The sequence below is a fragment of the Flavobacterium sp. B167r genome (assembly GCF_056824315.1).
This window is the reverse complement of record NZ_CP124859.1, coordinates 4988069-5007664: the sequence shown is the minus strand read 5'-3', so window position 1 is coordinate 5007664 and position 19596 is coordinate 4988069. Positions and strand designations below refer to the sequence as shown.

General features: G+C 33.8%; 12 protein-coding genes and 2 tRNA genes. 6 read left to right on the top strand and 8 right to left on the bottom strand.

The window, feature by feature from the left end; translation table 11 throughout:
• Positions 1-8 precede the first annotated feature (8 nt).
• Positions 9-1523 (bottom strand): reverse transcriptase family protein, encoded by a 1515-nt coding sequence (locus QLQ96_RS21835; protein ID WP_482493230.1) that lies wholly within the window; start codon positions 1521-1523, stop codon positions 9-11.
• Positions 1524-2821: 1298 nt separating this feature from the next.
• Here QLQ96_RS21835 and QLQ96_RS21830 point away from each other — a divergent pair.
• The 5 genes from QLQ96_RS21830 to QLQ96_RS21810 all read left to right on the top strand — a co-directional run bounded on the left by QLQ96_RS21830 (position 2822) and on the right by QLQ96_RS21810 (position 5678).
• Positions 2822-2893: transfer RNA gene (locus QLQ96_RS21830), tRNA-Pro, on the top strand.
• 5 nt (positions 2894-2898) lie between these two features.
• A tRNA-Leu gene (locus tag QLQ96_RS21825) sits at positions 2899-2971 on the top strand.
• A gap of 778 nt (positions 2972-3749) precedes the next feature.
• A complete protein-coding gene (locus QLQ96_RS21820; RefSeq protein ID WP_482493229.1) occupies positions 3750-4844 on the top strand; it encodes a slipin family protein in 1095 nt (364 codons plus the stop codon).
• Between the two features lie 57 nt (positions 4845-4901).
• The gene (locus QLQ96_RS21815; RefSeq protein WP_482493228.1) at positions 4902-5063 is read left to right on the top strand and encodes a hypothetical protein; all 162 of its coding nucleotides are present in this window, start codon (positions 4902-4904) and stop codon (positions 5061-5063) included.
• A gap of 108 nt (positions 5064-5171) precedes the next feature.
• Positions 5172-5678 carry a hypothetical protein gene (locus tag QLQ96_RS21810; protein ID WP_482493227.1) on the top strand — a complete coding sequence of 169 codons (507 nt, stop codon included), beginning with the start codon at positions 5172-5174 and terminating at the stop codon, positions 5676-5678.
• A 227-nt stretch (positions 5679-5905) separates the two neighbouring features.
• Here the strand turns inward: QLQ96_RS21810 and QLQ96_RS21805 are convergent, their stop codons facing one another.
• From QLQ96_RS21805 to QLQ96_RS21785, 5 genes are all read right to left on the bottom strand, one after another.
• Positions 5906-6820: a phytanoyl-CoA dioxygenase family protein gene (locus QLQ96_RS21805; RefSeq protein ID WP_482493226.1), complete on the bottom strand. Its 915-nt coding sequence runs from the start codon at positions 6818-6820 to the stop codon at positions 5906-5908.
• Positions 6821-6939: 119 nt separating this feature from the next.
• The gene (locus tag QLQ96_RS21800; RefSeq protein WP_482493225.1) at positions 6940-7800 is read right to left on the bottom strand and encodes a hypothetical protein; all 861 of its coding nucleotides are present in this window, start codon (positions 7798-7800) and stop codon (positions 6940-6942) included.
• Positions 7801-7924: 124 nt separating this feature from the next.
• On the bottom strand, positions 7925-9703 hold the full coding sequence (locus QLQ96_RS21795; protein WP_482493224.1) for an AMP-dependent synthetase/ligase: 1779 nt from the start codon (positions 9701-9703) through the stop codon (positions 7925-7927).
• Between the two features lie 177 nt (positions 9704-9880).
• On the bottom strand, positions 9881-10309 hold the full coding sequence (locus QLQ96_RS21790; RefSeq protein ID WP_482493223.1) for a hypothetical protein: 429 nt from the start codon (positions 10307-10309) through the stop codon (positions 9881-9883).
• A 145-nt stretch (positions 10310-10454) separates the two neighbouring features.
• Positions 10455-12866, bottom strand: coding sequence for a TonB-dependent receptor (locus tag QLQ96_RS21785; protein ID WP_482493222.1), 2412 nt, complete (start codon positions 12864-12866; stop codon positions 10455-10457).
• A 245-nt stretch (positions 12867-13111) separates the two neighbouring features.
• On the opposite strand from QLQ96_RS21785, the gene QLQ96_RS21780 reads away from it, so the two are divergent.
• A complete protein-coding gene (locus QLQ96_RS21780) occupies positions 13112-13396 on the top strand; it encodes a hypothetical protein (protein WP_482493221.1) in 285 nt (94 codons plus the stop codon).
• Positions 13397-13454: 58 nt separating this feature from the next.
• Here QLQ96_RS21780 and purL read toward each other — a convergent pair whose 3' ends face one another.
• Together purL and QLQ96_RS21770 are read right to left on the bottom strand one after the other, a co-directional pair.
• Positions 13455-17108, bottom strand: a complete 3654-nt coding sequence (gene purL / locus QLQ96_RS21775) for a phosphoribosylformylglycinamidine synthase (RefSeq protein ID WP_482493220.1) — start codon at positions 17106-17108, stop codon at positions 13455-13457.
• 385 nt (positions 17109-17493) lie between these two features.
• Positions 17494-19338, bottom strand: a complete 1845-nt coding sequence (locus tag QLQ96_RS21770; protein ID WP_482493219.1) for an endonuclease — start codon at positions 19336-19338, stop codon at positions 17494-17496.
• Positions 19339-19596: the final 258 nt, after the last annotated feature.

Below are 19596 nucleotides of genomic sequence, written 5' to 3'. Positions count from 1 at the left end.
GCTCTTAATTAAAAAATATTCCACCAGTTTTCTGGCTTTTGCTCTATTGTTACTTCTTCTTTTTCCTCTAATACAGGAATAACTATAGGAGTTTCTTCTTTTGGAATACTTATTTTTTCTATGTTCGGTAAGCCGTGAAGCTTTATAATGTTTTTCAAGTTTTGTTTAAATGCAGTTCCTTTTTCAGGATTTACCATATTGATATAATTGATATAACCTTCTATGGCATTAATTACATGAATAGCTTTTCCCCATTTCTGGTCTTTCCAGCCATTTTTTTCGATATTATGAAGAAGGGCGCGAAATTTTCGTAACTGATTTCGATCAACATTAAGTTTTTCGTTTACAACAATTCCGGTTACTTTTTGCTGCATTCCTTTTCGCATCACATGAATTTTTTCAGGATGAACGATAAAACCTTCCGCTTCAATTATTTTTTTTGTAAAATATAATAAACGCGAAACATTTTGGCTGTTTTCTTGAGTGGTAGAAAAACTCATGTCGTCTGCATAACGCGAATAGCTGAAGTTCAGTTTTTTAGCTAATCCGTTTGTTTTTTTGTCCAGCTTATATACAATTAAATTACTAATTGCCGGACTTGCAGGAGAACCTTGTGGTAATTTGCGCTCGCCAGCCTGAACGTAATAGGTAACGCCGTCTAAGGTTGTTTCGTTAATTTCAGAATACGTGCAAACTAAACCTAAAATCGTAGCAACTTCCTCAGAATAACCTATTTTACAGAATAATCCTTTTACTCTTTTATAAGTTATAGTTGGAAAAAAATCTTTTAAATCGATATTAACAACAATGTCTTTGTTAATATGCGGCTGTGCATTGGTTACAATAGAACGTTCTTTTATAAAACCATTTGCTTCTGCAGTATAAGGTATTTTATGAAGGATATTTTCTAAAACCCAAGTTTGAATTTCTTTTAGTTTTGGCTTTGGAGCTGAAATTTTACGTTTGCCACCTGATTTTTTTTCAAGTTCAAAAGTATGGTAATGATTAATTTTAGAAACCTTTCTGTTGTAAGCAAGATATTGTAAAGCTTTTAAATCGATATTCATGCTTTTAGCCAAAGCCAATGCATCTTCAAAAACAGGCAGATTGTATTTTTCTAAAATTGCAGTATTTGCCTCTTTAAAATTTAGCCCTTTTGATACCGTTTCGCCTAAATAAAGAATCTGTTTTTCTTGTAATAATTTCCAGTTTTCAGCTTTATCAAGACGTTTCTGTTCTTGTTTTAATTTGGTTTCGACTCTTTTTTCTTTAGCAGCTTTCATTCTTGCTTTACGCATTTCAAGAATCATCGCTTCTTTATTGTTAAATTTTCTGTCTTGCGCCAAAAGCTCATTCAATTCCTTTTCTATCGTAGCTTCTTGCTTGATAAGGATTTCAGATAGAGTAGGCTGGTCACTAGACTCCCAAAAACCTAAACGCTGCATCTCTTCTAATACGTAGCTATCTTTTGAGGTAGCTCTTATTCTATCATAAATTTGTTGTTTGCTAAGCTGTTCAGACATAATTATAATCGATTTTTTTATTAAAAAAAAAGCCCTATTGCAGCAATAGGGCTTAAAGTTTAAAACCTTCGTATTCTCTAAGGACTATGTCTATCAACTCCCGAGAAAGGGTACTATACGTACAGTTAATCTCGAGGAGGTGGAACCGAAACTGTACGTATAGTACCTTTTCTCATCCATAAGATAGAAGTAGTGCTGAATGTCAAATATTTTACACCGATGACGAAACATCATCATTTTCTTTTGCAAGAAAAAGCAAGGTATTTCTTAAACTCAAAACAAACATAGAAAAAAAAGTTTTAATTGAATACTGTAAAAATTAAAAAATACCGTCTTTTTTAAACTTTTCTTCCGCACTATTTGTAAGTTTTTCATTATGAGGATGTAGCAGTTTTTGAACATTATTATGAAATTGTAAAAAATATTTTTTCACATGATTTTTGTTTTTATAAAAGTCTTTTTATTGTTATAAATTAAACATTTTTGTAATTATATGTTAAATTAAGAAATAAAAGACTACATTTGTTTCACAATAAACAGAAGAAATACATATGACACTTTCAATAGCAAAATATTTTGACCACTTAGCCGGATCACTTCCAGCTAAAGTATCAGGATGCAATATGTATTTTTATGAAAAAGAAATGTAGAATTTAGAGTCAAACTCATCATAAAATAGAAAAGCGTCCTCAAAGTAGGGCGCTTTTTTTGTTTTAAGCCACTTCGACTTCGCTCAGTGTGACAAGAAAATGGGATAGAATGACAAGAAAATAATAGAAAATCAAACCATAACTAAAAAAAATCAAAAAAATAATTGACAAAAATGTTTAATGATTAATCAAAATAGCGAAATATAGTCTTGGAGAGTAACCCGATGAGCGACAGCCATTTGATACAAAACAGAAATCTGCACTAGTATGCGGACAGGAATTTCTTTGCTTTTATTTTGTGTTTAACTATTTGATTATCAATAAAATAATGTTAAAATAATTTGGAAATATGAATTTTTCCATCATATCTTTGCCAAACAAAATCGAAACAAAAAGTTTCAAACAGCAATGATTATAAATAATAATAAAATATATAAAATGGATTTTAATACTAACATACCTAACGCAAAAGGGCTATTAGCGAGTTCGGATCGTGAAGGGACAAACATGTCGGTGCATCATTATAGGCAATAAGATAATTATATCGTATTTGTTATGAAGCACCTTTAATCGGGTGCTTTTTTTTTGCTTAGGCTCAAAGGAACAAAGGGACAAAGCTTTCAAATGCTTAGAAACTTAAAAAAGAAACTGGGAAGATAACGGTGGTTGTTTACCCGCTTTGGATGCGGGAGGTCGCAGGTTCGAATCCTGCTTCCCAGACAAATACAGGAATGGTGAAATGGTAAACACGGCTGATTTAGAATCAGTTTCCTGAGAGTTCGAGTCTCTCTTCCTGTACAAAATGAAAATTTTGCTCTCTGCGCAAAATGATTGCGCAGTACCGTTTGAATATTTGATTAAGAATCAATGTACGTTCTTTTACAAAATGAAATGACATCAAAGGAAACTTTGATTTAACAATATCAAACAAGCCTTGTTGGGTGTTTCAGTATAGCACCAATGTAGCGGACTTTTCGCGAAAGCGTATTATGTTTTTCTATGCAGCTTGGTTTGGAGGTTTCGGTAGTTTTCCAAAAAATTATCTCACAAGGGATCTAAGGGTTGTGGGTTCGAATCCCATTCACAGTAATGTGGTAGCTCAATTTGGATAGAGCATTGGATGTGTTATGCAGGTTCGAATCCTGCACCAAATATGCTTCGGTTGGACGAATCCGGTAAGTCGACGGGTCTCAAAAACCTGTAACATAGAGACCATCACTCTTAAAAAGATGACCATTAAAAAAACCGATTTGTCTTTGTCAGTGAAATCAAGATTTTAGGATCTGAAATTTTACACTCTGATAAAGCCAGCGCGAATAGCAATGTGTTTTGAAAAGTTTGTATTCTTTTTGATTTGATTGTTATGAGAATTTGGGGATTCTCTCAACAAAATAGAATCAGAAACAATTCAGACATACAAAGAACAAACTATCCGTCCGTTTTTCTTGGAGGAGAAAGACAAAGAGGTTTTTTATTAAAAAAGAAAAAATAGAAGAAAATTAAAGATAATAGAAGAAACATGATTCAACATGAATCTTGAAACATGAAACAAACAAAACTAAAAAAAAATATAACCATGATAAAGAGAATAAAAATAGAAGCATACCAAGTAGGATTGCTTTTCGAAAATAGAAAATTATTAAAAGTATTAGAAGAAGGAATGCACTGGGTTTTTGGAAACAAAAACGTAATGATTTACGATATGAGTGCATCATTTAAGGCTCCATTTGAATTGAATATTTTATTGCAAAATGAAGTGTTGGCATCAATGTTAGAAGTTGTAGAAGTTGCAGATAATGAAATTGTTCTGCAATATATAAACGGAAACTTTAAAGGAGTTCTGCCAGCGGGAAGATATGCGTTCTGGAAAGGAATTGTAAAAAATGAATTTACTAGAGCAGACCTTTCTAAAATTGAAATTACGGAAGATATTCCAGTAAATCTTTTAGATCTGCAATTGAAGATTTTTAGCAGAAAATTCATTGTAGCAAGCAACGATAAAGCATTGTTGTTTGTGAATGGAAATTTTGTGAAAGAGTTGAAATCAGGATCATATTATTTCTGGAATAATGCCATTACTATCGAAGTGAAAACTGTCGATACAAGACAACAACAATTGGAGATTTCCGGCCAAGAGTTGTTAACTAAAGATAAAGCAGGATTGAGAATCAACTTTTTTGTGAGATACCAAGTTGTTGATATTATGAAAGCTTTGGTCGAAAATAAAGATTTTGAAAAACAATTGTATGTCGCAATGCAATTGGCTTTAAGAGCTTTTGTTGGAGGCTTGACTTTAGATGAATTGTTAACTAAGAAAGATGCAATTGCCGATGCTATTTTAGAAGAAGCAAAAACTAAAATCGAAGGTTTAGGTTTGAAAATTTCTGATGCTGGAATAAGAGATGTAATTCTTCCAGGAGATATGAAAGAAATCATGAATCAGGTTTTGGTTGCGGAGAAAAAAGCGCAAGCAAATAGTATTATGAGAAGAGAAGAAACTGCTGCAACAAGAAGTTTGCTTAACACAGCAAAGCTGATGGAAGAAAACGAAATGCTGTGGAAGTTGAAAGAGATGGAATACGTTGAAAAAATCGCTGAAAAAATTGGTGAAATTACCATTTCTGGCAGTGGAAACGTAATTGGTCAATTAAAAGAAATCTTCGTAAAGTAAAAATAAAACGATTAGTCGTAAACGCTGAGAGTTTAGTTTAATAATAAAAATTTAAGGATGAATCAAGAAATAGGATTTTCGTCTGGTCTTAATACCGGTCAAACAGATACAGTGGAGTTAAGTGAATCTTCATTTGCCTCGATTAGAGAAGCAAATTTAGAACGCACTAACCTATGGAATGAAAAGGTGAAATTTTGGGATATGAGATATATCGTTTAGAGATATCTCTCTGATAGAGCAAGGGCTTTTGAACTTTTGTGATATTGGATTTCCCAGAAAAACCTTCGATTTCCTGAGATTCCAAGAATTGCAAAAAAAAAAAACACCATGCAAAACAATACACTAGAAATATATAAAAAAGCAATTAGAAATAAATACGAGATAGAAAAAGGCGGTAAATACTTTGATTATTTGTACAAGCCTTCTCGTGGTAAACTTCGTGATTTGTGCTGGCTTATTTTCGAAAATAACCCAACTCAGGATGATTTGAATGTTTTCAAGAATCTTTTGGGGTTAGATTTCGATCACACCAAAAAGAACAAGTTCAAGGAAAAGAAAGACAAATTCCGACCTATCGAAACGTTCTTCAAAGGAGAAACAGATCCATCAAACATCGATGCTATAAATATGGCAGCTATTTTGGTTGATTTTGAGCCACGTCCGTTCAAAAAGTTTTACGAAATGTCTAAAACTGAAGAAATAAAACCAGCTAAAAAGCTTGAAAAAGTTAAAGCTGTTTTTGAAAAAAAGAAGACCGTTGCAAAAAAAGAAAAGCCTGAAAAAAAGTCTAAGAAAAGAAGTTTCTTTCTAGATTTCAAAAGCATGTTTTTCTAAGCATTTGCCACAAAGGCGCTAAGACGCAAAGTTTTTTTGCTACAGATTAAGGATAAAAATGTTTGCTCAAATCTGCTCAATCTGCGTGAAACAAATCTTAGCGCTCCTATGGGGTAAAAATTAGAATTTAATTTGTTAATCGCAGTTATCAAAGGATAGCTGATAACTGTAGAAAACTGTAAATCGTTGCATTTACAGTTTTTCGCGTTTTACAATTACTCAAAAATTTAAATCCATTCGCCTGTGGCATTGTAATCATCTGGGAGATAGGTAAGATATTGAACCATTCTTGGGTTTTCTCCTTTATTGGCTGTTGCACAGTGCGGAAGCGCATTATGCCATATTATAAAATCGCCAGCATCGCCAATAATTGGTTTCGGTTGCAAGGTTTGTAATGCTTTTTCTCTTGGATTTTCATGAGGATCAACCTTGTCCAACCATTCATTAATTTGGTTATGAAACCCTGGAACACAATGAAAAGCTCCATCATTTTCTCCGCATTCAGTTAAATAAAGCAATCCTTGAAGGCCATAAGTAAGAGGTTTTTTTAGACTCATATCCCAATGAAGTGAATTTCCTAAAAAAGAAAAATTACTTGTTTCGGGAGGGTTAAAACTAACTTTATCAATCGTTTTGTAGATTTTGGTAGTTTTATAAAGCTGTTCATAAGCCTTTTTTATTCTTGGCGAAAAACGGTTGCGGTTTAGCGTTTCATGATCTGAAAAATTAAGCATTAGTCCTTTTTGTTCTTCGTGTCTTTTGTACCAGCTTTCTTTTTTATTCGGATCCATTTTTAGATAATCCCAAATAGCATTTTGCGTGGCTTCGCATTCTTCTTTAGAAATGGCATTTTTAACCACAACATAACCGTTTAGATTCCAAAAATCAAGATCTTGTTCAGACAAAACGTTTTCAGATAAATCCTCTATTTCTGGTGCCGTATTTTGTTTTCTGTTAGTAATCCATGTTTTGAAAGTTTCAAAATCAGGTTTTTCAGAGTATAAAAAGCGCAAAGTATCCTCCATTCCAATGCCCAATTGATAGAGTGTTTTAATTTCGTTGTTCCAGTTGGTAAGGTCTGGATTTGCGTTTTCAGGATTTAGAGAACGTTTCCATAGCGGTTCGAGAACGGTCCAAGGCATATTTTTCAGTTTTTAGTTAAAAGAAAACTTAAAAATACACCATTTAAAGTTCGATGTTTAAAGTAAAAATACCCGTTTTTTGATATAAGAAAGGCTTTCTCATTGAGAAAGCCTTTCTGTTAAATATTAGAAGCATCTGTATTCTGAGCTGTTGCTGGCGTTTTTACAAATTTGATATAAATGAGAAGTTCAACAAACGGAATCAAAAGAAAAAACAAGAAAAAAAGCAATTCATGTTTCAGAATTCCGTAAAAAATAAAATTCTGAAACGACTGTACTTTTCTACCTATTTCTGATTGTAAAGAGAGTTCAATTTTCTGAGGTTCAATCTCATCTAGCTTTGCTAAAGTAGATTTGAATTCTGAGTAATCAATATCTTTTACATTTCTCATATCGGCATTTTTGTCAACAGCTTTCATGAAACCGTATACACAAGCGCTGTAGACATCCGATTCGTATTTTTGAAGCAAATAAGAAGTCGAAGAATTTTTGAAATTATCAAGAGTACTTACACCGCTATTGTTTTGTTGGATATAAGCACCGAATGCTTTGGAAAGCGATTTACTGGCATCTTCTGAAGAATTTGAGAAGATTTGCAAAGCATGCAGAAATTCTTTTTTCTCCTTTTCAGATGAAAATGTAGTTCCGAAAGTGTTAGTGTAAATCTGAGCGGCAATTTTTTTATTTTCGCTTCGTAAAATAGAATGTGTTGCGTAGAATAAGCCAATCATGGTCATAAAATATAAAATGACAATTACGAAATACGGAATCCAGAGTTTGGCAATCCAGTTGTAATATTTTCTATCGCGGTAAAAGAATTTTCTTCGATATAAAAAAACATTGAAAATAATGCCTAAAATAATTCCCAGAACAATAAATAAAATAATCCAAAATATAAACCAACCTATGTTTGGCAGAACATATTGTTTTGAAAAATCCCAAACTTCTAGCCAATTTATGCTATCGATAAATTCTTTCATTATTCTAATTTTAGTAGGCTAAAAGTAATTAAAAAAAACATTTAGAAAAGAAAAATATTACTCAAAACTAGAAAAGGCTATCTCAATGAGACAGCCTTTTCGGTTGGTTATATTATTTGATTTATTAATTGTTTCCGTAGATTTTAGCATAAAGATCTTTGTAGATCTCTTTAATAATTTTTCGTTTCAATTTTAAAGTTGGAGTAAGCTGTCCGCCATCAATTGACCAAACATCAGGAGTAAGCTCAAAACGTTTAATTTGTTCCCAATGGCCAAATTTTTTGTTGATTTCTTCCACTTCACTATCAATGCGTTTTACTACTTCAGGATTTGCAGCAATTTCAGCTGATGAATTTCCTAAAGCTATTTTATGGATTTTAGCCCATTCTTTTACAAATTCAAAGTTTGGCTGAATAAACGCAGAAGGCATTTTTTCGCCTTCGCCAACAACCATAATCTGCTCAATAAAACGAGATTGTTTCATGGCATTTTCAATCATTTGCGGAGCGATATATTTACCTCCAGAAGTTTTAAACATTTCTTTTTTACGATCTGTAATTTTCAAGAAACCTTCGCTGTCAATTTCTCCGATATCACCTGTGTGGAAATAGCCGTCTATAATTGCTTCAGCAGTTTTTTCAGGATCTTTGAAATAACCCAACATTACGTTTGGTCCTTTCAATAAAATTTCACCATCCTGAGCAATTTTAACTTCAAGATTTTGGATTGGTTTTCCAACCGTTCCAATTTTGAAACCTTTATTTCTTTGGTCGTTAACCGCAATTACCGGAGAAGTTTCAGATAAACCGTAACCTTCCATAACTGGAATTTCTGCAGCAGCAAAAACTCTAGTCAAACGTGGCTGTAAAGCGGCACTTCCAGAAACCATTAAATCTAAATTTCCTCCCAAACCTTCTTTCCATTTGCTGAAAATCAGTTTGCGGGCAATTTTTAGTTGGAATTCATACCAAGCGCCATTTGCTCCGTAGGGTTCGTATCTTAAACCTAAATCAATAGCCCAGAAAAATAGTTTTTTCTTAATTCCTGTTAGTTCTGCACCTTTAGCATAAATTTTATCGTAAACTTTTTCTAAAAGTCTTGGTACAGCGGTAATTACAGTTGGGCGCACTTCTTTTAAGTTATCGCTAATTTTTTCAATCGATTCTCCAAAATAAACCGATACCCCATAATATTGATAGATGTACAAAATCATTCTTTCAAAAATATGGCAAATAGGCAAAAAGCTTAATGCAGTGCTTTTTCCTGGATCAAAAGGAATTCTTGGCGCGCTATCTAAAACATTCGATACAATGTTTTTGTGCGAAAGCATAACTCCTTTAGGTCTTCCAGTTGTTCCAGAAGTATAAATGATAGTTGCCAAATCTTCGGCTTTGATGCTGTCTTTTCTAGCTTCAACTTCGCTTTGATTGCTTTCGTCTTCACCAAGAGCAAGAAGATCTGTCCAGTGTTTGCATCCTGCAATTTCATTAAAAGAATAAACTTCTTTTAAAGTTGGCACATTCGCTTTAATAGCATTTACTTTCTGTAATACTTCTTCATCAGAAACAAAACAGTAAATGCTGCCGCTATGGTTTAAAATATATTCGTAATCTTCTTCAGCAATGGTTGGATATATCGGGACATTTTGAGCACCAGTCTGCAAAATACCAATATCCATAATATTCCACTCTGTTCTATTATTTGAAGTAATTAAAGCAATTTTATCATCTTTCTGAACGCCTATACGCAATAATGCTCTCGAAATAGCATTTGCTTTTGCAATATATTCCTGGCTAGATGTTTTTTCCCAGACTCCATTTTTTTTGGTTGCAAGAGCAACTGGAAGGTTGTAAGTTTCTTGTTGATAATAGGGAAAATCAAAAAGGCGTGTGATTGAAACCATGTTTAATATATTGAATTTTATTGCAAATTAAATAAAATTTGGGTATGATTTTCAGTTTTATAAAATTTAATGAGAAAATTTGTAGAGATAATTAAAAATCAACGAAAACGTTTTCTTTTTCACTATGAAATTTCTAAAAAATCAAGAAAAATTTAATTTGAAGATGCTTTTTGAATGCTATTGTACGTTGTAATCTTCATAAACTTTAACTCTTTCTCCCATTAAAAACATTTTTTTCTTCGTAAGATGAATTGAGAATTGAGAATAATACCATTCATTTTCGTCAGTTGGTCTGTACCAAAATGTATATGATTTGCTGTTAAAACCTTCTTTAAAAATAGCAACACCTTCTTCAGAACATTCGATTCCCCAATTGATTTTTTTCTTACTTAAATCATCAGCCTGAATAAAACCTGTACCATCTGGATTTAAAACCGTAATTGGTTCTTTCATTCCAATTGGCGCATAAGTTCCTTGAACAGGAAAACCAATGGTTGTGGTAATATAACGTTCTTTAGAATTATGGGTAATTTGGTTTACTTCTTGAGAATATGAGTTTACATTAATAAAAAATAAAGCAGCAAGGAATACAGGTAAAAATTTCATTCTATGTAGGATTAAGTGTTTTTGGGCTTTAAAAAATCTGTCGGGCTGATTTCTTTTGGCTAATATAATCCAAATTTTCATTAGAATTATACCTTAAAAATACAAGAATGAAATTTTTCTTTTTTTTATGATTTCAATTAAGTTTTTATTCCGTAGAAAACTGATTTTCTAATAATTTTTCTTTAAAATCAGATCTAAACGTATAAGCAAATGTAACCATCAAAGCTCGTGTATCAGATTTTGAAGTTCTGCTGTTTTTAAACAATAAAGTATTGTTTTTATAACCGCTTTCCAACGTGTTAAATATATCGGTTACAACCAATCCTAATCGGGCATTTCCTTTTCCTAATTTTTGCTGAAATCCCATGTCGACATTATAAATCGGAATTCTTTTTCCTTGCGGAGTTGCCACAGCAGAATTGTAATTTCCTATAATTTGAAGTTTTCCGCCTTTCCACAAAACAAAATTATTGATGACTTTTCCGTACCAGCTGAAAGCACTTTTAACAACATCTTCCGTTTCTGCTAAATTGCCTGTGCTAATATTTTGCTGAAAAGCCGTCAAGCTAATATTGGCATCATAAAACGAAAAAGGTTTTAAGCTAAAAATAGTTTCAAGTCCGTAGGTAACCATGTTTCCAATATTTTGAGGCTGTAATAAAACAACTCCATTGTCTTGAAGCGTTCCATATTGTCTGATGGTATTATTAGCATTTCTATAAAAAGCATTTCCAGATAATGAATATTCATCCCACTCTTTATTATAGTTTAACTCTGCAATATGAATAATTTCAGGTTTTAAGTAAGGGTTTCCTCCATGCGGATTAAGTGCATCTGTAATGTCAATAAAAGGATTCAAATCATCTAAATCTGGGCGATTGATACGTTTGCTGTACCCCAATTTTAGAAACTCATCCGATTTCAGATTTAATTGAATTGATGCTGATGGGAAAAGTTTTAGATAACTGTTCGAGAAATTATCCGTTCCAGTTTCTGTTTTTCCATTATTTGAAACTTGTTCAGCGCGAAGCCCTAAGTTGTATTTCCATTTTTGATTGTCTTTTGTACCGGAATAAGAATTTAAAAGACCGTAAAATGCACTTATCTGTTCGTTAAAATGGAAAATATTACTAGAAAGCGGATTAATTATATACTCACCATTGACAAAATCGGCACTTTGAAAATCAGAATTAAAGAATCTGAAAGTTCCCTTATAACCTGTTTCGAGCACAGTTTTTGTAGAAACTGGTACAGCATAGTTTAAAATTGCGTTTGTTATGTTTTCGTGTTCATAATTATGCGTGCGTTGCAACAAAACATCGCCAATTTGCTGATTGTATTCGTCATAATTGTAGGTATCAATATCTGTATTTTCTCGATCATGATTAAATGAAGAGCTAATACTTGTATTTAGAGATTTTTGGCTGTCATCAAATTTTCTGTCGTAATTGAAAGCAAATTCAGCTACTTTTGAGCGCTCAAGCTCTAGGGAATGTCTTTTATTTTTGGAAAAAAAAGCATTACTGCTAGTGTTGACAAGAGTGTGCAAAGTTTCATGATTGTCCTGACTTTCCATATTTCCAAGCGCTTCAAATGAAAAGCTGTTTTTTTCATTCGGAGTAAAATCTAAATTAAATTTCAAATTTTGTAAACCTTCTGTTCGTTCATCATTTCTCTTTTGATTAATATAATGCTCATCATCAATATAATAATTCGTTCTTTCGCCTTTTATGCTTTTTGTTCTTCCAGCAAAACGATTGTCATAAGCAAGACCAACGTTCCATTTGTCATTTTTATAATTTAAAAGAGAAGAACTGCTTAATCTTCCTTTTGCCCCAAAACCCGCACCTAAAACCGCAGCGCCATTTATTCCGTTTAAATTGTTCTTTTTAAGTTTAATATTAATTATGCCGCTTTCTGCATTGGCATCGTATTTTGCGGTCGGACTTGTAATGATTTCGATACTTTCAATGCTGCTTGCCAGAATCTGATTCATATTGGTAATAGCAGAATTTTTTCCATTAATTAAAATTAAAGGCGTTTTTCCTCTTAACGAAATAACATCATCGGCATCGACTGAAACTGTTGGAATATTTTTTAACATATCAATTGCTGTTCCGCCAGATTGTGAAATATTTGAAACCGCATTAAAAACAAAACCTTCAGCAGTTTTTTGAATCTGTTTTTTCTCAGATTTTACGACTACAGTATTTAAAAGATTCGCATCTTCTTGCAATACAATATTATTAAGCGAAATAGGAGAGCCAGTATATTTTACTTTCTGGTTGTAAGTTTTAAAACCAATCAGGCGAAATTTTAAAATGTATTCTGCGGGTTTTATATTTTCGAGAATGAATTTTCCAGAAGAATCTGTAGTAGCATAAGCGACTGTTTTGGTTGTATCGGTGACAGGTTTTAAAATCACATCTGCAAACTCGATTGGATTTTTTCCATCTGATACAGTTCCGTTTATAGAATTTGTTTTTTGACTAAAAGAGTGTTGGCTTAAAGCGAATAAGATAATTGAGGCGATTAAATTTTGGTTCCATTTTTCCATGAAACAAAGTTATTTATCCAATTAAAAAATGAATAATAAAGCGCCTTAAGATACTATTAAATTAAACTTAGGGTAAATTAATTGGCTTAAGAAAGGGAATTAAAAACGAAGAAAAAATAGGTGTTTTTCCCCTTTAAAAAACAGGTAAAACCAGAAGAGGTTTGATCAAGAAGACTAATAATTTTACCTCTATGATGCGAAAGCCGAAAAGCACAAGAGTAGGCACAAATTAAATCATTGAAATTATGGAAACTGCTTTATTTTTAGCGATGGGATGGTGCGGAACAAAGTACCCAGGATGGTGGAGACGTTTTTGGAAAAACCCGCCGCCACCGCCAGATCCAGAACCATGGTGGACAATTGCATTAATCGGAATTGGTCTTGTAGCAGGAGCTGCCGGCGGATTAATCTTTAGTAATGCTATTTTGGAAAATCAATTTTTTGCAGGTCAAAATGCAGTTGCTTCTGGACTATTTGCTTTTGGTGCTTCAAATGTTGTGACTGGAATTGTTTCAACCTTTAGAAATTAAAAAATGCCCCGACAAGGATAGCGTCGGGGCATTTTTTTATATAATGGAAACTAAAAAATTAGTTTTTCTCAATCCATTTTCTGGCATTAACAAAAGCTTCATGCCAAGGAGAAACCTCGTCATTTCTGTCTTTTGGATAATGCGCCCAGTTCCATTGGAAAGTCGAACGCTCAATATGTGGCATCATAACCAAGTGTCTTCCGGTTTTGTCACACATCATTGCAGTGTTGAAATCAGAACCGTTCGGGTTTGCTGGATATCCTTCGTAAGCATATTTAGAAACAATGTTGTATTGGTCTTCAGCATAAGGCAATTTGAATTTACCTTCTCCGTGAGAAACCCAAACTCCTAAAGTGCTTCCTGCCAAAGTCGATAACATAACCGAATTGTTTTCCTGAACTTTCACAGAAGTAAAGATGCTTTCGTGTTTATTACTTTCGTTATGGTGCATTTTTCCGTGAACTTCGTGCTCCGGATTAATAACTTCTAATTCCATAAACAATTGGCAACCGTTGCAAATTCCAACAGATAAAGTATCTTCTCTTTTAAAGAAGTTTTTCAATGCTGTATTTGCTTTTTCGTTGTATTTGAAAGCTCCGGCCCAACCTTTAGCAGAACCTAAAACGTCAGAGTTAGAGAATCCACCAACTGCACCAATAAACTGAATGTCTTCTAAAGTTTCACGTCCAGAAATTAAATCGGTCATGTGAACGTCTTTTACGTCAAATCCAGCCAAGTACATTGCGTTTGCCATTTCACGCTCAGAATTACTTCCTTTTTCACGAATAATTGCCGCTTTTGGTCGCTCGACTCCGCTCGCGATGACAGGAGCTTTTCCTGTGAAATGAGTTGGGAAAGTATAATTTAAAACCTGATTTTTATAGTTTTCAAAACGTGCTTTTGCAGTTCCGTTTTTAGATTGTTTTTGATCTAATAAATAAGAAGTTTCGAACCAAACATCTCTGTAAGTTGGAATATCCAATTTGTAAATTCCAAATTCCAAAACTGCTGTGTTTTGTACAGAACCAATTTTGAAGAATTCAACATTGTTTGATTTTAATTTAGCTTCAACAGCTGAATCAGATTTTGCTTGGAAAACAATTCCGATGTTTTCTGCGAAAAGGATTTTCAACAAGTCTTTTTCCGCGAAAGCGCTGAAATCAATTTTAGCTCCAAGATTTACATCAGCAAAACACATTTCTAATAAAGTAGTGATCAAACCACCGCTTCCGATATCGTGCCCCGCTAAAATTTGGCTTTCGCCGATTAATTCCTGAACTGTATTAAATGCATTTTTGAAGAAAGCCGAATCTTTAATTGTAGAAGTTTCTTTTCCGATTGTATTTCTAATTTGTGCAAAAGATGAACCTCCTAATTTGAAATCATCCTGAGACAAATTGATATAATAAATTGATTCTCCGTCTTTTTGTAAAACAGGCTCAACCACTTTTCTAATATCTGTACAGTTTCCTCCAGCTGAAATAATAACCGTTCCTGGCGCAATTACTTCGTCGTTTGGATATTTTTGTTTCATCGAAAGTGAATCTTTTCCTGTCGGAATATTGATTCCCAATTCGATTGCAAATTCTGAACAACCTTCAACTGCAGCGTACAAACGAGCATCTTCACCTTCGTTTTTACAAGCCCACATCCAGTTTGCAGACAATGAAATTCCTTTCATTCCGTCTTTAATCGGAGCCCAGATAATGTTTGATAATGATTCTGCAATTGCATTTCTAGATCCTGCAACTGGATCAATCAAAGCAGCGATAGGAGCGTGCCCGATAGAAGTTGCGATTCCTTCTTTTCCTAAATAATCCAAAGCCATTACACCCACATTGTTCAATGGCAATTGTAGCGGACCTGCATTTTGTTGTTTAGCAACTCTTCCTCCAACACAACGGTCAACTTTGTTGGTCAGCCAGTCTTTTGAAGCAACTGCCTCTAAACGTAAAACGTCTTTTAAATAACTTTCGAAATCATTTGCAGAATACGAAACATCAGCATATTTTCTGTCGATAGTTTTGTCGGTCATAACCGTTTTTGGAGAACTTCCGAAGAAATCTTCTAAAGCATAATCCATCGGTTTTGAACCGTTTGATTTTGATTGAAAAGTAAAACGGTGATCTCCCGTTACATCTCCAACCTGATACATTGGCGAACGCTCTCTGTCAGCAATTCTTTGCAACGTATCAATATCTTTTTGACCAATAACCAATCCCATTCTTTCTTGAGATTCGTTACCTATAATTTCTTTTGCAGAAAGAGTTGGGTCTCCAACAGGCAATTTGTCTAAATCGATCAAACCTCCAGTTTCTTCAACCAATTCAGAAAGACAGTTTAAGTGTCCACCCGCACCGTGATCGTGAATCGAAACAATTGGATTATTGTCGCTTTCTACCAAACCACGAATCGCGTTTGCAGCACGTTTTTGCATTTCCGGATTTGAACGCTGAATTGCATTCAACTCAATTCCTGAACCGAAAGCTCCTGTATCTGCAGACGAAACCGCAGCACCACCCATTCCAATTCTATAATTTTCTCCACCAAGAATTACGATTTTATCGCCTTCTTGCGGTTTGTTTTTTATCGCTTGATTTAATTTTCCGTAACCAATTCCACCCGCTTGCATGATCACTTTATCGTAACCAATTTTACGGTCGTTTTCTCCATGTTCGAAAGTTAAAACAGAACCTGTAATAAGCGGTTGTCCAAATTTATTTCCGAAATCTGAAGCTCCGTTTGAAGCTTTGATCAAAATATCCATTGGAGTTTGGTACAACCATTTTCTTTCTTCAAGAGCGTTTTCCCATTTTCTGTCGTCGTTCAAACGAGAGTAAGAAGTCATGTAAACCGCAGTTCCTGCCAATGGCAATGAACCTTGACCTCCTGCTAAACGGTCACGAATTTCTCCTCCTGATCCTGTTGCAGCTCCATTGAAAGGCTCAACTGTAGTTGGGAAATTATGTGTTTCGGCTTTTAAAGATAAAACCGAATCAAATTCTTTTATTTCGTAAAAATCAGGTTTGTCAGCCGATTTTGGTGCAAATTGCTGCACTTTTGGTCCTTTTACAAAAGCAACGTTGTCTTTGTAAGCAGAAACTATATCGTTAGGGTTTTCCTGAGATGTTTTTTTGATTAATTTGAAAAGAGAAGTTTCTTTTTCTTCACCGTCAATAACAAAAGTTCCGTTGAAAATTTTGTGACGGCAGTGCTCTGAATTTGCTTGTGAGAAAGCAAAAATCTCAGAGTCAGTAAGTTTTCTTCCAAGTTTAGTCGAAAGATTATTTAAGTATTCAACTTCTTCTTCGCTTAAAGCTAAACCTTCAACTTTGTTGTAAGTTGAAATATCCTCAATCTCCAAAATTGGTTCTGGCTGAATGTTGATAGTGAAGATTTCTTGATCTAATTCGTTGAATTTTTGGAAAAGCATCGGATCAAAATCAGTAAAATCTTCCGTTGCCGGATGAAATTCTTCAATTCTGATAATGCCCGGAACACCCATATTTTGAGTGATTTCTACAGCATTTGTACTCCAAGGTGTAATCATTGTAGCGCGCGGACCAACGAAGAAACCAGTCAATGCTGATTTTTCGATTTTACTCGCGTCGGCAAAAAGCCAGTTTAATTTTGAAATGTCTTGAGCTGAAATTTCGTTTTGCGTTTGTACGGCAAAAACAGTTTTGCTTTGGTTTTCAAAGAAATGGATCATTTGTGTAGTTTGTTGTATTGAGCTGCAAATTTAATGTAAATAAATAGTAAGCGCAAATTTGCAAACGATCTCTTTTCAAAAAAAATGAAATTGCTTTTTTCTTGCATTTTTTCTACCAAAAAGACGCAATATCAATAGGTTTCGATGTTTTGTGAAAATTAAAGATTTATTAAAATCTCTTCTTTGATATGTTCTGTAATATTAAAGTTTTAGAAAGAAAATAATCCAAAAGAAAACGGCACAATTTTGATGTTTTTTAAGGAATGAATCTGCAAAATTTATGAAGCTTTAGAATAAGAGAAAAAAAGGTTTTAAAGAAAATTCTTTCTAAGGTTATAAAAAAAGCGGCAATTTGCCGCTTTTTCGATTGATGAAAATCTAATTTTTAATTAATAATGACCTTTTTGAATGCTATTTTTTCTCCTTTTATAATTTTAATAATATAGATTCCTGTTGAAAGATTATGCACAGAAACTTCTGTTGAAGTTGTATTTTGCTTTTCGAAAACTTTTTGTCCAGAAAACGAGAAAATTTCAATTGAATAAGGACCATCGACAATTCCTGGTTGAATATCGAAATTTCCTTTAGAAGGATTTGGATAAATTGAAATTTGATCTATAATAATTTCTTCTTCAATTTCGGCAGCTTGAACCATTTTACTAGCTAAGTTGTTGCAAGTATCTTGAGAATACGAATCCCATTGCGCACTCAAATTGAAAGTAGTACTAGGAGAAGTGACAGTCGATTTTCTTCTTAAAGTAACATCGATAGCAAAATTGGCTGTTCCGCCATTGAAAGTTCCGATGATGTCGATTAATACTCCATTTTTGAATAAACCTACAGCATCATTTCCGTTAAAAGTCAGTTCGGTTGCTGTTGTCGAAATGTTGGCTGCACTTGTAGAAAAACAGCTTGACGACATTGAACTATTTACAATTACAAATTTGCTTCCTGTTGTTAAAGTTCCGCTCAAAGCCAATCCTGTGCTCCAAGAACCTGCGCCGTTTGTTTGTTTTTTAATGGTGTAAGCGGATAGATTTATAGAACTTCCAGTATTGTTGGCAATTTCTAAAGCTTTGTTGTTTCCAGAACCTTCAATGTATTCAGAGAAAAGAAGGTCGGATGCAGTTCCTGTTCCGCCACTTTCTGTTGTAACGCTTATTGTATTGCTTGACGCAGAAGGGTTTCCAGCAGCATCTTTTGCTTTTACATAAATGGAATAAACTGTAGAGGCTGTTAAACCTGTAATTGTTGCTGTAGTTCCCGAAACAGTTGTTTTTAATGTGCTATTTGCATAAACCTCATATCCTGTTACAGCAACATTATCGGTAGAAGCTGTCCAGTTAAGCGAAATTGAAGTAGCTGTTTTTGCGGTCGAAGCTAAACTTGTTGGTGCAGTTGGCGCTTGTGTATCTCCAGAAGATGTTCCTCCCCAAATTTGGTTTACATATTCAGGATGATCGATAAACGGATTTCGGTTATTTTGGCGTGTATAAATGGCATTATTTCTTGCAATTTCTCTTGCGCTTACAGGATCTTGCGCGTGCCAAGCCAAAAGCATATTTAAGAAAGCGGTTGTAAAAACTTGATTGCTAGAACCATTAAACATCGGAAAAGAATATCCTGCAACTGTGTTTTCGTATCGTGTTGCAAAATAGAAATACATTCTGGCAATATCTCCTTTAAAGGCATTTATAGGCTCGAAAACGGTTCCTGAATATCCTGAAACTGCACTTGAACCTAATTTGCTGCCATTTTGTGAAGTATAGGTCGCTGAACTAACATTTCCGTGCGGATAGTTGGAACGCATTCCGTTTACTTTTCCATCCGTTGGTGTAATAAAATGAGCATCTGCAACCATTGGCGATTGTTCATTAAAAACCGATTGCGGAATAATATGTTCTCTATTGTAGCAATCGCCTTCAACAGAATAATTCCCGCATCTTTGAGTTGTTCCAGTTGTATAATTGTAAGGATCTGTTCCAGAAGGATTCTCAGAATACATGTCTAAAATAGTTCCGTCGTTTTCATAAAAATTATCAACGTCAGAAGTCAGATAAGTTGTGTAAAGTCCGGCATAACCGTTGTTGGTATGGCCTTTAATAATATTATACAATTGTGTTTTTAAAGTATAACCTGTTCCAGTTGCAGTGCTGTAATATCCAGAAGGAATTTGAGCAAAACCAATTGTGGCAAACATCAATAACAGTAAAAAGTAGTTTTTTTTCATAATCAATAGTTTTTAAGATTTGGTTTGGAGTTGAATTTTAAACTTTTTAAATATTTGAATTTTAGAAGGTTAAAATTGTATTGTAACAAATCTACTACTTTTATGAATTGAAAATGTTAAGCGATGTTTAATTTTAGATATATTTTCTTACGATGTCTTTTATTGCCACAAAGGCGCTAAGGCTCAAAGTTTATTTTTTAAAAATCTTCGCGACTTTGCAAGATTAAAACCTTCGTGCCTGTTCGCCTTTGTGGCAAA